The organism is Mesorhizobium sp. WSM4976, assembly GCF_029625685.1.
Taxonomy (GTDB): Bacteria; Pseudomonadota; Alphaproteobacteria; order Rhizobiales; family Rhizobiaceae; genus Mesorhizobium.
Genome location: NZ_JARTVT010000012.1, coordinates 65,239 through 79,301 on the forward strand (window position 1 = coordinate 65,239; position 14,063 = coordinate 79,301).

Sequence of the window (14,063 nt, forward strand, 5' to 3'; positions counted from 1 at the left end):
TTGGCAAGCCAGGCAGTGCCGATGGCCGCGATGACGACGGGGTTGGCCCACGACGAGGCGGCGCTGCACCCCGCCGGCGCCGCCAGCGGCGCCTATGCGGCGCGGCTGCACACCTGCCTTGACGAGGTCAAACCGCTCTGGCTGCGTCTCGAGACGACCGGCGTGTGCACCGGCCACCAGCATTTCGCCTGGGCCGAGGGGATCGTCGAACGGCTCATGCCCCCGAAAGCCGAGCTTGCCATCGTCGAATTGCGGGACGCCGCGTCGGGCCAACCGGTGATGCTTGTGCCGCTGATGCGGCGCCGCGCGTTCGGCCATTGGGTGATCGAGTGGCTGAGCTGCGGGGTCTGCGACTATGCGGCACCCTTGCTCGCCGACGGAACGCCCTGGACCAGGCAGTCCGCCGAGGCCGCGTGGGCGGCGGTGCTTTCCGTGCTGCCGCCGGCCGACCGCATCCACATCGCCGGTATTCCGAAGGAGATCGGCGGCGTCGCCAATCCGCTCGCCCTGCTTTCGCAGGCGCGCGATTCCATCCATTCCCGCTACGGCATCGCCATGGATGGCGACGCCGAGACCGTCGTCAAGCGCATCTGCCGTCCGTCCTTCGTCAAGGCCCTCAACAAGGACCTGCGCCGTCTGGACCGCAATGGTGGCCTGGCGTTGGTGGAAGCCGGCACGCCGGCGTTGGTGGACTCGATTTTCGGCAAGCTGGTCGAAATGCGGCTCAGCCGTTTCCGCGAACTGGGCCGGTTCGATCTCCTGGCGCGGCCGCCGGTCGCCGATTTCTACCGAAGCGCGGCGCAGCGCGGCCTGGCGGACGGCTCGGTACGCGTCTTCGGCCTGCGCGCCGGTGATGTCATGGTCGCGATCCAGTACCTGGCGGTGCATCTGGGCACACTGCATGCGCTGCTGGTCGCGATCGACCAGGCCGCCGTGCCCAACGTTTCGCCCGGGCTGTGCATCATGGGCGAGCTGATCCGCTGGGGACGCGGGCAGGGCTTCGACTATTTCGACCTGTCGGTCGGCAACCAGAGCTACAAGGAGCATATGGGCGCGGTGAAGTCGGTTCTGTCCGAGCTTTGCTACGGCATCACGCTGAAGGGAGTGGCGGCGAGCGAGGCCATCAAGTATCGCGGCCGGGTCGTCGCCTTCGTGCGCGACAACCCACGCCTGTTCAAGCTCGCGCAGGAATTCATGCAGCGCTGGCGGCGGGTGCGGGCGGGGCGGTGAGTGGGCGAGCTGCGCCCGGCAAATTGACTCATATTCCGCTCTCCGCCATGCTGATGGCAGCCGCATTCTTCAGCGGCATCGTGTTCGAGTGAGGCCATGGCCAGTCCCGTCGCCAGAGAGAAGTCCCGCCGCGCCGCAGTGAAGTCCGCGCTCGAGCGCCACAAGGTCTATGTCACAGCGCAGCGTTTTTCCGGCGGCACCTATAGCGCCCGCGTGCTGGTGGACGGCGAGGCGTACTGGGTTGACGAGTTCCGGCTGAGCCAATTGCGGCAAGGGCTGACGCCCGCCGAGCTGGAACTGACGCCGGCGATCGACGATTGATCCCGGTCCCTTGCTTCGCCGCGATGTAGGAAAATCCGAAATGCTGGCGGGACAGTGGTGTGAAGGAACGCGACGCTGGCAGTGTTCGCCTGACGCCATTTCTGCCTAGCTATGCCAGCCAACCTCAAACCCTATCGCGCCAAGCGCGAATTCTCCCGCACCCCCGAGCCTGCAGGCGGCATCATCGCCGAGGGGTCCAACCGCTTCGTCGTCCACAAGCACCACGCCACCGCCGACCACTACGACCTGCGCCTCGAAGTCGGCGGCGTGCTGAAGAGCTGGGCTGTCCCGCGCGGGCCGTCGCTCAACCCGGCCGACAAGCGGCTGGCCGTCGAGACCGAGGACCACCCGATCGAATATATCGACTTCGAGGGCGTCATCCCCGAAGGCGAATATGGCGGCGGGCCGATGATCGTCTGGGACACCGGCACCTGGGCGCCGATGGAGGACGTCGACAAAAGCCTGCGCACCGGTGCCTTCAAGTTCCGGCTGGCGGGCCAGAAGCTCAATGGCGGCTGGATGCTGACAAGGCTGAAGCCCAAGCCAGGCGAGGACGAGAGCAAGAAGAACTGGCTCCTGTTCAAGGAGCGCGACCTCGCTTCAGACGCGAAACGCGACATCCTGAGCGAGCGGCCCGAGAGCGTGAAGTCCGGCCGCCGCATCGAGGAACTGGCGCCGCCGAAAAAGCGCGAACGCCTCCCGCCTAAGCCGGGTTCGCTGAAGCCAGGCGCGCTGCCCGGCGCCGCCAAGGCAGCGCCGCCGGGCCGCATCGAGCCGCAGCTCGCCACGTCGGCGCCGAACCCGCCGGGCGGCGAGGGGCCGGCGGAGAAGACGGGCGAGCTCTGGCTGCACGAAATAAAATTCGACGGCTATCGCACCATGGCCCATGTGGTGGATGGCGAGGTGAGATTGATCACCCGCGGCGGCATCGACTGGACGAAGCGCTATGGCGACCTCTCGCAGGCCTTTTCACGCCTGCCGGTCGCCGAGGCGATCATCGACGGCGAGATCGTGGTGGCGGACGAGAAAGGCATCTCGCGCTTCGCGCTGCTGCAGGACGCGCTGGCCGAAGGCGCCGGCTCGAAGCTGCATTTCTATGCCTTCGACCTTCTCCATCTCGACGGCTGGGACCTGCGCAAGGCGCCGCTCATAAGGCGCAAGGCTTTGCTGGCCGAACTGCTGGCCGGCCAGGCCGCCAATTCAGCCATCCAGTACAGCGACCATGTCGAGGGCGACGGGCGGGGACTTTACGACCAGGCCTCGAACCTTGGCCTGGAAGGCGTCGTCTCCAAGCGCGCCGACGCTGTCTACATCAGCGGCCGGACAAAAAGCTGGCTCAAGGTGAAGGCGCAAAAGACGGATGATTTCGTCATTGCCGGCTACACCGTGTCCGATCGGGCGGAGGGGTTGGCGGCGCTGGGCATGGCCGAGTTCGTCGACGGCGAATTGCACTATCGCGGCAAGGTCGGCACCGGCTTCGACAGCGACATGGCGCGCGATCTGCTCGCCCGGCTGGAGCGGCTGACCGCCGGCGCCGGCCCGCCCGAAGGCGCGCCGCGCGAGATCATGCGCGAGATGCATTGGGTGAAGCCGCTGCTGTCGGCGCGCGTGCGCTATTCGAACCGCACCGCCGACAATGCGATCCGCCACGGCGTCTTCCGGGGCCTGCGCGATGTCGGCGGGCTCACCACGCCGGCGCCGGTCAAGCGCAAGCGGCTGATCGCCGAATCCGACCTCGCCGCCATCTGGGTCACCAATCCGGAGCGGCGGCTGTTCGGCAAGACCGGGCCGACAAAACTCGACATCGCCGTCTATTACGCGCTGGTCGGCGATTTCATGCTGCCGCATATCATCGGCCGCCCGGTGTCGCTGGTGCGCTGTCCGACGGGAAAACCGCAGGACTGTTTCTTCCAGCGCCACGCCTTCACCGGCATGCCGCCTTCGGTGGCGGTGTTCGAGAGCACAAACTCCGAAGGCGAGACAAAATCCTATCTCTCGGTCGAGGACGCCAAGGGCTATCTGGCGCTGGCGCAATTCGGCGTCGTCGAGTTCCACACCTGGGGCACGCACCGCACGAAGCTCGACAGACCCGACCAGATCGTCTTCGATCTCGACCCGGGCGAGGGAATCTCCTGGCGCGAGGTGGTGGAGGCCGCCGTCCACATCAAGGGCGGGCTGGAAAGCCTCGGGCTGGTGCCATTCGTGAAGACATCCGGCGGCAAGGGCATCCACATCACAGTGCCGGTGACCCGGAAGCAGAATTGGAAGAAACTGCACCAGGTGAGCAGCGCCATTTCGACTTTGCTGGCCGCGAGCGCGCCCGACACCTTCACCACCACCATGGGCAAGGAAAACCGCAAGAAGCGGATATTCATTGATTTCCATCGCAACGCTCGCGGCCATACCTCCGCCGCGCCCTACTCGCTGCGCGCCCGCACCAACCTGCCGGCCTCGACCCCGGTGAGCTGGACGGACCTGGAGACCATCGACGCGCCGGGGGACCTGAACTACGCCACGCTGCCCGGGTTGTTGGATACCTCCGGCGATCCCTGGGCGGAGATCGATGAGGCGGCCAGGGATCTGCCGGCGATGGAGCGCTAGTGTCCTCGCCCCCACGAAGTTGGGGAGAGGTGGCTCGGCGAAGCCGAGGGGGGGGGGCAGCGCCAGTGCCAGAATTTCGTCATCCTCGGGTCTGCGCCGCGTCGCTTCTCTCCTTGCTCCGCCCTAGAGCGGTTCAGCGCTTCACGGAATCGCTGAACCGCTCTAAGTCTTTGTTGTTACGCAATTCCGGACGGAAAACCGCTCACACTTTTCCTGGAAATGCTCTAGGATGACGAAGTGTCGAGGCTTCTGACAATCGCCAGTCTCTCGGCAATCCATCTCCATCGACGCTTCTTACAATTTGAATTATTCTCCGCGCCAACCTGCCCCAAGAACACTTCGTCAGGAATTCGGCTGTAAGGTGAGGGGTCGGTGTAGGATTTCCAGAGCGCCAACCGTCCTTCGGACGAAGCGCTGCAACAGCATGGTCCCCACCATGCTCCCAAATAGTGTCAGTGCATGGCCGCGTAGGAGTTCGTCATGGCGCCCAGGGCAAGTTGGAAAGGTTACCTCAAGCTCAGCCTCGTCAGCTGTCCGGTCCGGCTCTATCCGGCCACCAGCGCGAGCGAGCGCATCTCGTTCAATCAGCTGCACAAGAAGACCCACAACCGCATCAACATGAAGCCGGTCGATCCCGAGCTCGGCCTGGTCGAGCGCTCGGACCTGGTGCGCGGCTACGAATATGAGGACAAGCAGTACATCATCATCGATGACGCCGACCTCGACGCGGTGCGGATCGAATCCAATCACACGATGAACATCGAGGCCTTCGTCGACGAGGGCGAGGTCGATGTCATCTATCAGGACGCGCCCTACTATCTCGCGCCCGACGGCGCAATGGCCGAGGAAACCTTCGCGGTGCTGCGCGAAGCCATGCGCAAATCCGGCAAGCTCGCCATCGCGCGCCTGGTTCTCTCCAGCCGTGAGCGCGTGGTGACGATCGGCGCGCGCGAGAACGGCATGTTCGTCTGCACCTTGAGGAACCCCAACGAAGTGCGCGGCACGGCTGAGTATTTCGGCAACATTCCGGCCGGCAAGCCGGATCCGGAAATGTTGGAGCTTGCCATGGCGCTGATCAAGCAGAAGGAGACTCATTTCGACCCGAAGAACTATGAGGATCGCTACGAAGTGGCTCTGATGGCGATGATCCGCGAGAAGCTGAAGGGTCACAAGCCGATCATCGCGGCGGCACCCGAGCGCGGCAATGTCATCAACCTGATGGACGCGCTGAAGGCGAGCCTGTCGCAGTCTGCCAAGCCTCCGGCGAAGTCGAAGAGCAAGGCCGAGGAAGCACCGGCCAAGCCCGCCAAGAAGACGGCTGCCGGCGGGGCGCCTGAGAACCCGCTGAAGGCGAACCTGCTGAAGGCCGTGGGCAAGAGCAAGAAGTGACGGGAGGGCCAGTGATCGCTCCCGGCGCCGTGTATGGCGTCGTCGGCGCGCTGGCCGCCTTTCCGCTGCGGCTGGCAGCGCGCGAGGTGGAGCGCCGCCATGCGGAGCTCAGGCGGGGCGTCACCCGGCGCACCACCCATGTCGTGTTCGGTCGCGCGCTTCTCGCCAAGGCGAAATCCGGAGATGCCGCGATCGAGCGCCGCGCCGGGGCCGAGCGCGAAGCCGGCCGCACCTTGGTCAGCGAAAACGGCTTCCTGCGCCTGCTCGGGCTGATGAAGGCGCCCGACGCCTCGTCGCTCTCCAGGCAATCGCTGATCGACCAGTCGCGGCTCGCGGGCGATGCTCTCGACATGTTGTCGCTGTTCGACGCCTTCGAGCATGACGGCGAGCCTTATTCCTTTCGCGACCTGATCCTGGCGAGGAAATATGCCGGGCTGATTGCCAGCGGCGCCACCTGGGGCGCGATCGCACGCTCGGTGCACCGGTCAGGCCCGGTCGCCTCGCTCACGGCAAAATCGCTCAATCTCGGCTCGCAGCATGGCCGGCCGGATGCGATCTATCTCGACGATGGGACAAGCGAGCTCGACGGCCAATTGCTGTTTGACCTCGGCTCGCCAGAAGACGACACGCTGGAAGAACTGTTCGCCGAGGCGGAGATGGCGGAAGAGGAGGGGCGCCACGATGACGCGGCAGCCCTCTACCAGCGCTGCCTGGCGATCGATCCGAAGGACGCGATTGCCGCCTTCAACCGCGCCAACTGCCTGCGCGGCGCCGACCGGATTGCCGAAGCCGCGCATGACTATGCCCGCGCGATCAAGCTCGATCCCGGCTTTGTCGAGGCCTGGTTCAACCTTGCCGGCCTCATGAGCGACGAGGGCAAGGTGGCGTCGGCGCGCCGGCATCTGCAAAAGGCGATCGTGCTCGACAAGGCCTATGCCGACCCGGTGTTCAACCTGGCGCGGCTGGAATTCGACGCGGGCAACCTCGCCGAAGCGCGCCGGCTGTGGGCGCGCTATCTGGAGTTGGACGCGGACTCTGAATGGGCGCGGCTGGCGCAGAAGGGTATACAGTTCGTGGATCTGCATATGGCGCGGACTGCGGGGTGAGCGCTTCTCCTTCTTGTGGGAGAAGGTGGATCGGCCCGCAGCGCCGAGCCGGATGAGGGGTGCTGGAAGCAATGAGGCGGTGGTGACCTTGTCGCAAGTAAGGATATCGATGGACGTGTCCGCCAAGCTGGAGCACCCCTCATCCGTCCGAGCTTCGCTCGGCCGCCTTCTCCCACAAGGGGAAAGGTGAGGCTGGCGCATCCATGACCCACTTCCTCTTCGACGGTTTTGACACCGCTCCCGTCACCATCCTGCTCGCCCATGGCGCCGGCGCTTCGATGGATTCGCCCTCTATGACGGCCACGGCCAAGGCATTAGCCGCTGCCGGCTTCCAGGTGGCGCGCTTCGAGTTCCACTACATGGCGGCGCGCCGCTATGGTCACCGCAAGCCGCCGCCGCGCGCCGAGACGGTCAATCCGGAATACATCAAGGCAATCGCCGATCTGCGCGCCAAAGGCGTGACCGGCAAGCTGATCATCGGCGGCAAGTCGATGGGCGGCCGCGTGGCCTCCATGGTCGCCGACGAGATGTTCGCCAGGGGCGAGATCGCCGGACTGGTCTGCCTCGGCTATCCGTTTCATCCGCCGGGCAAGCCCGAGCAACTGCGGACGAAACATCTTCTCGATCTGAAAACCCCGACGCTGATCTTTCAGGGCACGCGCGACGAGTTCGGGACGAAGGACGAGGTCGCGACCTACGGCCTCTCCCCGGCGATAGACGTGGTCTGGCTGGAGGACGGCGACCACGATTTGAAACCGCGCAAGGCGATTTCGGGCTTTTCGACGGCGGATCATTTGAAGACGGTGGCGGAGACCATAAAGGCCAAGTTGGCGCAGCCCTCGGCCTCGTCATCCTAGGGCAGCAAGGAGCGAAGCGACGCGCGCAGACCCTAGGATCCATTCCGTGACGCTAAAGCGTTGCTCCGGTTCAGAATTCTGGCCCGCCGCGTTCCACGGCGAAGGTCGCGGCATGGATCCTCGGGTCAAGTCCGAGAATGACGAATTGAGGGGCGTCTTCGGCAAATGAAGCTCGCCACCCTCAACATCAACAACATCAACAGCCGGCTGGAAAACCTGCTCGCCTGGCTGGCCGCCGCAAAACCCGATGTCGTCTGCCTGCAGGAACTGAAGGCGCGCGACACCCAGTTTCCGCTGACCCGGCTCGCCAAGGCCGGCTACGGCGCGGTGTGGAAAGGTGAGCCGACCTGGAACGGCGTCGCCATACTTGCGCGCGGCGCCGAGCCGGTGCTGACGCGCGACGCGCTGCCGGGCGACGATGCCGACCGCCAAGCCCGCTACATCGAGGCGGCGGTCGACGGCGTGATCATTGCCTGCCTCTACGCGCCGAACGGCAACCCGCGACCAGGGCCGAAATTCGACTACAAGCTCGCCTGGCACGACCGTTTCGCCGCGCATGCCGGCGAGCTTTTCGACACGGGCCTGCCAGTGGCGCTCGCAGGCGACTTCAACATCGTGCCCGAGCCGCGCGACATTTACCAGACCCGTTCCTATGACGAGAACGCGCTGGTGCAGCCTCAAAGCCGCGCCGCCTTCGCGGCGCTCATCGAGCAGGGCTGGATGGATGCGCTGCGCAAGGTCTTTCCGAGGGAGGAGAGGCTCTACACTTTCTGGGATTACCGCCGGAATCGTTGGCAGCGCGACGCGGGTCTCAGGCTCGACCACATCCTGCTGTCGAAGAAGCTGGCGCGAAGGCTCGAGGCAGCGGGCATCGACCGCGAGGTGAGGGGCCAGGACAACGCCAGCGACCACGCGCCGGTGTGGGTTCAACTGGGCTGACGCTCACGCGGGCTTTTCAGCGCTCGGCGCGCGCGCATGCCGCCGATCCCCGAGGACGATCAGCGGGACGGCAATGACCCCGCTCGCCAGCAGCAGCCAGTCCTGCGGCACGCCGAGGAGGAATGCGGCGCTCCCTCCGATCAAGGACCAGATCAACGGAACGACAAGCAATGGCCGCGGCGGCGGCTGTTTGGCGAGAAGGAGCAGCCCGAAGGTGAATATGGTCACCGGGCAGGGTGTGACGCCAAACGCCGGTGTCCGGGGATATGCATGACCCGTCCAGGTGCCGATCAGCGGATAAAGCACGATCGCGTAGCCCACGAAGGCGATGCCCACGCCCACAGCAGGCCCGAAACCCCGGCCGAAACGGAGTTGTTTCCTGATGCCGACATGCGCCAGCAAAGCTGCCTGCGCGACGAACAAGGCGCCAAAGGCCACAGCAGCCTGGTTGATCCGGCTGAAATAAAGCCAGTGATAGGCGATGCCCGTCCATAGCCACATGGCAGCCAGGATGAACGTGATCAGTCGATCCGCCATTCCTGGCCGCAATAGGAGCAGGACCACCGCGCAGCCGCCAAGGCCAAGGGCCGCCAGTTGGACGGGCCAGAAAGCTTGGTTGTACGCGGCCAGGTTGGCCAGAAACTGATCGGTGGTGAAAGGCAGCATCAGCAAACCTCCGACTCCATGCTAGCCGCGGTCGGGGCTCGCTCCCTTGATCCGGCGCAATTTCCTGCTCGCGCCGCGGAAACAATAATCCCCGCCGTGGCGGGGATTATCGAAAGGCTTAATTTGGTTTGACCGATCACGGCGGAGGTAGCGGTACTGAACCAACGGCGACAATCGCCGAAAGCTTGCCCTTGCGGACGAATACCGGCTTTTCATAAGTCTTCTTCATGCGCTTTCTCTCCTCGAAGATCCCGGCGGATCATCTCATACGGACCGTTTCTGTCAAGTAAGCGCCTCAATCCGCCGTTCTGTTTCTGGGGACAGCGTTCTACTGATTTAACTGCCGCCAATATTGTGAGGATTGGAGCGGCTGGAGCCGGAAGATGTCGCGCGGTGAACGTGGCATGCAGCTTCAGCAATTCCATGGGGCGGTACGTCCATATTGTTGAAGCCAGAGAGACCGCGTGTTTTGCCGCCAACGGGCAGGCTTTTTTTGACAGCAGGCGTCGATCGCACGACCCGTGACTGCCTGGCGGCGGGCGGGTAGGGGCCGGCTGTTTGCCGGGTTGGCGGAAAAGCGCGGCGCCCGATCTCCCTCACGTGGGGGTGAACTGTCATTGACCCCTCGCAGGTCGAACCTAGTTCTACCGGCGTGGCGTGAAGCCTGGGAGCTTGAACAGCCGCTTCGACAGCGCGCCCGCCTCAGGGAGTCTTGTTTGAAACGCTTTTGGATCGGCGTTCTCGTTCTTGTCGTCGTCTGCCTCGCGGGCTTTGCAGCCTACGCCTGGAAGCCGGCCATCGATCCGATCGAACCGCCCCAGCGCTCCTCCTTCGACCAGGCGCTGATCGAGAAGGGGGCGGTGCTCGCTTCGGTGGGCAACTGCACGGCCTGCCACACCAAGCCCGGCGGGAAGTCCTTCGCCGGCGGGTTGGCGGTGCCGACGCCGTTCGGAACTATCTATTCCACCAACATCACGCCGGACCCCAAGACCGGTATCGGGCGCTGGTCGGAAGCTGCCTTCAGCCGGGCGATGCGAGAAGGCGTCGAGCGCAATGGCGACCACCTTTATCCAGCCTTCCCGTTCGACCATTTCACGTTGGTTTCCGACCAGGACAACAAGGCGCTCTATGCCTATCTGATGACGAGGCATGCCGTGGAGAGCCGGCCCCCCGCCAACGAGCTGCCGTTCCCGCTCAACATGCGTTTCGTCCTGGCGGGCTGGAAGCTGCTCTTCTTCGACAAGGGGGCTTATCGCGAGGATACCGCGCAGAGTGCCGACTGGAACCGCGGCGCCTATCTCGTAGAAGGGCTTGGCCATTGCGGCGCCTGCCACACGCCGCGCAACATCATGGGCGCCGAGCGGAAAAGCGCGCATCTGGCTGGCGGCGAAGCGGAGGGCTGGGATGCCTTCCCGCTCGACAGATCGTCTTCCGCGCCTATCCCGTGGACGCATGACAGCCTGTTCGCCTATCTGCGCCAGGGCTGGCATGCCGATCACGGCGTGGCCAACGGGCCGATGGCCGAGGTCACCGGCAATCTCGGCCGGCTTCCCGATTCCGACATCAGCGCCATCGCCACGTATCTGATCTCGCGGATGGGCGCGCCTACACCCGAGCGTGCGGCGGCAGCCGAAGACATCCGCAAGAAGCTTTCGGTCGACCAGGGCGGCACGCCGATACCGGCCAGCGCCACCACCGGCAGTCCGACAAGCCGCGGCGGCGCGATCTACCAGGCGGCCTGCGCCACATGTCATGACGGCAGCCGTCCGCAGCCTTTCGGCGGCATCGATTTCCATCTTTCCAGCATCATCGCCGCGCGCGATCCGCAAAATGCGATCAACGTCGTGCTCTTTGGCCTCCCGGCGGCGAGCGGCCGGGAGAGTCCGATCATGCCGGGCTTCGCCGCGACGCTGACTGACGATCAGGTGGCGGACCTGCTGGGCTATCTGCGCGAGGCCTATGCCCAGAAGCCGGCATGGGCAGATGCGAAAGCGAAGCTCGCCGACACCAGGAGCGGGAAATACCGGGTCAGCATCAGGCCTTCGGACGGCATCGAGCGCGGCCCGGGCAATGTAGGAGCCAAGGACTGATGGTTAAGCTCAACGTCAACGGCGCTTCGCATGATATCGACATCGATCCGGCCACGCCGCTGCTTTATGTGCTGCGCAACGAATTGAAGCTCAACGGCGCCAAGTTCGGTTGCGGCCTCGGCCAGTGCGGCGCCTGTACGGTAATGGTCGACGGTAAGGCGGTCTTTTCCTGTCTCACGCCGGCCATGCTGGTCGAGGGGCGCGAGATCAAGACGGTCGAGGGGCTTGGCACCATCGACGACCCCGGACCGATGCAAAAAGCATTTATCGAGCAACAGGCGGCGCAGTGCGGCTATTGCATCGCCGGCATGATGATTCGGGCGCAGGCGCTGCTCGAGGCAAAGCCCGATGCCGCCGACGCCGACATCAGGCAGGCGCTGGAGCCCAATCTCTGTCGCTGCGGCACGCATATGCGCATCCTTCGGGCCGTGGCCCGCGCCCGCGACCTGATGCAGGGCAAGTCCGCCGACACCATGGCGCCGATCGCCGCAACGGGGAGGGGATGATGAACGCACCGAACCTGCTTTCCGATGTCACCCGCCGCGGCTTCCTGGCGGGAGCCGGCGCGCTGGTCGTGTCCTTCGCCATCCCCGCCGCGGCGCAGGAATCTGCCCCGGCAGCGCCTGCCGCGACGGAGAAGCCGAAGCTGCCGGGCAGCCTGGATGACACGCCGTCGCTCGACGCCTGGATACGCATCGATGCCGACGGTTCGATCACCGTGTTCACCGGCAAGGCCGAGCTTGGCCAAGGCACCAAGACGTCGCTGCGCCAGATCGCTGCCGAGGAGTTGGAGGTGGAGCCCGCATCGATCAAGCTGATCACCGCCGATACCGCGCTGACACCGAACGAAGGCTATACCGCCGGCAGCCAGACCATCCAGAACTCGGGCACCGCCATCCGCTATGCCTCGGCGCAGGTGCGGCAAATCCTGATTGCCAAGGCCAGCGAAAAACTTGGCGCGCCCATCGAGGCGCTCAAGGCGCAAGCGGGTGTGATCATTGGGCCCAACGGCGCCAAGGCCAGCTATGGCGAACTGGTCGGGGCCGATTTCCTGCATGTCAATGCGGCGGCCGACACCAAGCTCAAGCTGCCCGCCGCTTACCATGCCATCGGCAAACCCTTCGCGCGGGTGGACATACCGGCCAAGGTCACCGGCGGGCATGCTTACGTGCAGGACATGAGGCCGCCTGGCATGGTCCATGCTCGCGTGGTGCGGCCCCCGAGCTACGGGGCGAAGCTTTCCGGCTTCGCCGATGCCGCCGTCAAGGCGATGCCTGGCGTCATTGCGGTGGTGCGCGACGGCGATTTCCTGGCCGTGGTCGCCGAGCAGGAATTCCAGGCGGTGAGGGCCATGCGCGCCATGGCCGGCGTCGCCAAATGGCAGGAGCAGGCGGCCCTTCCCGACCAGTACGACTTGCCGGCATTCCTTGAAAAATCGGTGGCGGAGGTCGGTACCGTGACCTCGGTCGGCGCCGATAGCGTCCCTGGCGCCAGGACAATCGAGGCGCGGTTCACACGCGCCTACCAGATGCACGGCTCGATCGGCCCATCGAGTGCGATAGCCATGCTCGATAATGGCTTGACGACAGTATGGACGCACACGCAGGGCGTCTATCCCGACCGCAAGGCGATTGCTCAGATGCTCGACGTGCCGGAGGAGAGGGTGCGCTGCATCCACAGCGAAGGCTCCGGTTGCTACGGCCACAACGGCGCTGACGACGCGGCGGCCGACGCTGCGCTGATAGCGCAGACAGTGCCGGGCAAGCCGGTGCGCGTGCAGTGGATGCGCGACCAGGAGCATCTGTGGGAACCATACGGGCCGGCGATGCTGACCAGGGCGAGAGCCACGCTCGACCAGAGCGGCAACATCGTCAGTTGGCACTACGACCTGTGGAGCAACAGCCATGGCACGCGGCCGGGCTCGGCCGGATCGCTGATCGCCGGGCGCTTGATGGCGCGGCATTTCCCGCCCGATCCAGCGAAGCTGCAGATATCGCCGCTCGGCAATGGCGACCGCAACGCTATCCCGCTTTATGACGTGCCCAACCAGCGCGTGAACTGGCATTTCGTCGCGGACATGCCGCTACGCGTGTCCTCGCTGCGCAGCCTCGGCGCCTATTGCAACGTCTTCTCCATCGAGAGCTTCATGGACGAGCTGGCGCAAGCGGCGAATGCCGACCCGGTTGAATACCGCCTGCGCCACCTGAAGGACCCGCGCGCCAAAAAGGTCATCGAGGTCGCAGCGCAAAAATTCGGCTGGTCGAAGGAAGCCTTGCCGGAAGGCCGAGGCAGGGGTTTTGCCTTCGCCAAATACAAGAACCACGCCGCTTACCTGGCCGTCGCGCTGGAGGCCAATGTCGATAGCGACAGCGGCGCAATCAAGGTGTCACGCGTCGTCGCTGCGGTCGATTGCGGCGAGGCGGTCGCCCCGGATTCGATCATCAATCAGACCGAAGGCGGCATCTTGCAGTCGATGAGCTGGACGCTTTACGAGGAGGTGCATTTCGACCGCACGCGCATCTTGAGTCCCGACTGGTCGACCTATCCGATCCTGCGTTTCAGCGCTGTTCCAGACACTATCGACGTGCAAGTCGTCGACAACCCGGGAGCGCCCTATCTGGGTGTCGCCGAAGCCGCCCAAGGCCCCACCGCCGGTGCGATAGCCAACGCGTTCCGGAGTGCGACGGGGAAGCGGATTCATGACCTGCCCTTCACACGCGAGCGCGTGAAGGCGGTGCTGGGTGTTTAGGGAGCTGCGTTCGGGAAATCCGGCGTCCCGGCCAGAGCCCCTTGCGGGAAGATGTCCATGGGATGGCCCGCACCTGCGTGAAAACAACGCGATCGGCGTTTCGCCGTCTCCATGA

General features: G+C 65.0%; 12 protein-coding genes. 10 read left to right on the forward strand and 2 right to left on the reverse strand.

Translation table 11 applies throughout. The features are described from left to right. From P9272_RS16170 to xth, 7 genes are all read left to right on the forward strand, one after another. Window positions 1-1,230: a GNAT family N-acetyltransferase gene (locus tag P9272_RS16170; RefSeq protein WP_278161271.1), complete on the forward strand. Its 1,230-nt coding sequence runs from the start codon at window positions 1-3 to the stop codon at window positions 1,228-1,230. Window positions 1,231-1,326: 96 nt separating this feature from the next. Further along, window positions 1,327-1,551, forward strand: a complete 225-nt coding sequence (locus tag P9272_RS16175) for a hypothetical protein (RefSeq protein ID WP_042642888.1) — start codon at window positions 1,327-1,329, stop codon at window positions 1,549-1,551. Between the two features lie 111 nt (window positions 1,552-1,662). Further along, entirely contained in the window at window positions 1,663-4,152 is a 2,490-nt protein-coding gene (gene ligD, locus P9272_RS16180; protein WP_278161272.1) for a DNA ligase D, read from the forward strand. Window positions 4,153-4,632: 480 nt separating this feature from the next. After that, window positions 4,633-5,541: a Ku protein gene (locus tag P9272_RS16185; protein ID WP_128260486.1), complete on the forward strand. Its 909-nt coding sequence runs from the start codon at window positions 4,633-4,635 to the stop codon at window positions 5,539-5,541. An 11-nt stretch (window positions 5,542-5,552) separates the two neighbouring features. Beyond that, window positions 5,553-6,647 carry a tetratricopeptide repeat protein gene (locus P9272_RS16190; protein ID WP_278161273.1) on the forward strand — a complete coding sequence of 365 codons (1,095 nt, stop codon included), beginning with the start codon at window positions 5,553-5,555 and terminating at the stop codon, window positions 6,645-6,647. 203 nt (window positions 6,648-6,850) lie between these two features. Then, complete coding sequence (locus P9272_RS16195) at window positions 6,851-7,504, forward strand: alpha/beta fold hydrolase (protein WP_278161274.1); 654 nt, start codon at window positions 6,851-6,853, stop codon at window positions 7,502-7,504. A gap of 165 nt (window positions 7,505-7,669) precedes the next feature. Next, window positions 7,670-8,443 (forward strand): exodeoxyribonuclease III, encoded by a 774-nt coding sequence (gene xth / locus P9272_RS16200; protein WP_278161275.1) that lies wholly within the window; start codon window positions 7,670-7,672, stop codon window positions 8,441-8,443. A gap of 3 nt (window positions 8,444-8,446) precedes the next feature. On the opposite strand, the gene P9272_RS16205 is transcribed toward xth, so the two are convergent. Together P9272_RS16205 and P9272_RS16210 are read right to left on the reverse strand one after the other, a co-directional pair. Beyond that, the gene (locus P9272_RS16205; protein ID WP_278161276.1) at window positions 8,447-9,109 is read right to left on the reverse strand and encodes a DUF6064 family protein; all 663 of its coding nucleotides are present in this window, start codon (window positions 9,107-9,109) and stop codon (window positions 8,447-8,449) included. Window positions 9,110-9,245: 136 nt separating this feature from the next. Further along, window positions 9,246-9,338 (reverse strand): putative RiPP precursor, encoded by a 93-nt coding sequence (locus P9272_RS16210; protein WP_278161277.1) that lies wholly within the window; start codon window positions 9,336-9,338, stop codon window positions 9,246-9,248. Window positions 9,339-9,825: 487 nt separating this feature from the next. On the opposite strand from P9272_RS16210, the gene P9272_RS16215 reads away from it, so the two are divergent. Genes P9272_RS16215 through P9272_RS16225 form a run of 3 tightly spaced genes read left to right on the forward strand, consistent with a single transcriptional unit; the run spans window position 9,826 to window position 13,948 of the window. After that, window positions 9,826-11,199 carry a cytochrome c gene (locus P9272_RS16215; protein ID WP_278161278.1) on the forward strand — a complete coding sequence of 458 codons (1,374 nt, stop codon included), beginning with the start codon at window positions 9,826-9,828 and terminating at the stop codon, window positions 11,197-11,199. Beyond that, the gene (locus P9272_RS16220) at window positions 11,199-11,705 is read left to right on the forward strand and encodes a (2Fe-2S)-binding protein (RefSeq protein WP_278161279.1); all 507 of its coding nucleotides are present in this window, start codon (window positions 11,199-11,201) and stop codon (window positions 11,703-11,705) included. Before P9272_RS16215 ends, P9272_RS16220 begins: the two co-directional genes overlap by 1 nt. Beyond that, window positions 11,705-13,948, forward strand: coding sequence for a molybdopterin cofactor-binding domain-containing protein (locus P9272_RS16225; protein WP_278161280.1), 2,244 nt, complete (start codon window positions 11,705-11,707; stop codon window positions 13,946-13,948). Before P9272_RS16220 ends, P9272_RS16225 begins: the two co-directional genes overlap by 1 nt. Window positions 13,949-14,063: the final 115 nt, after the last annotated feature.

What these genes read in the sequence shown, in the direction of transcription:
- P9272_RS16220 (WP_278161279.1), top strand. Translation starts at nt 11,199, where the DNA reads ATGGTTAAGCTCAACGTCAACGGCGCTTCGCATGATATCGACATCGAT.
- P9272_RS16175 (WP_042642888.1), top strand. Translation starts at nt 1,327, where the DNA reads ATGGCCAGTCCCGTCGCCAGAGAGAAGTCCCGCCGCGCCGCAGTGAAG.
- P9272_RS16195 (WP_278161274.1), top strand. Translation starts at nt 6,851, where the DNA reads ATGACCCACTTCCTCTTCGACGGTTTTGACACCGCTCCCGTCACCATC.
- xth (WP_278161275.1), top strand. Translation starts at nt 7,670, where the DNA reads ATGAAGCTCGCCACCCTCAACATCAACAACATCAACAGCCGGCTGGAA.
- P9272_RS16205 (WP_278161276.1), bottom strand. Translation starts at nt 9,109, where the DNA reads ATGCTGCCTTTCACCACCGATCAGTTTCTGGCCAACCTGGCCGCGTAC.
- P9272_RS16210 (WP_278161277.1), bottom strand. Translation starts at nt 9,338, where the DNA reads ATGAAGAAGACTTATGAAAAGCCGGTATTCGTCCGCAAGGGCAAGCTT.
- P9272_RS16185 (WP_128260486.1), top strand. Translation starts at nt 4,633, where the DNA reads ATGGCGCCCAGGGCAAGTTGGAAAGGTTACCTCAAGCTCAGCCTCGTC.
- ligD (WP_278161272.1), top strand. Translation starts at nt 1,663, where the DNA reads ATGCCAGCCAACCTCAAACCCTATCGCGCCAAGCGCGAATTCTCCCGC.
- P9272_RS16225 (WP_278161280.1), top strand. Translation starts at nt 11,705, where the DNA reads ATGAACGCACCGAACCTGCTTTCCGATGTCACCCGCCGCGGCTTCCTG.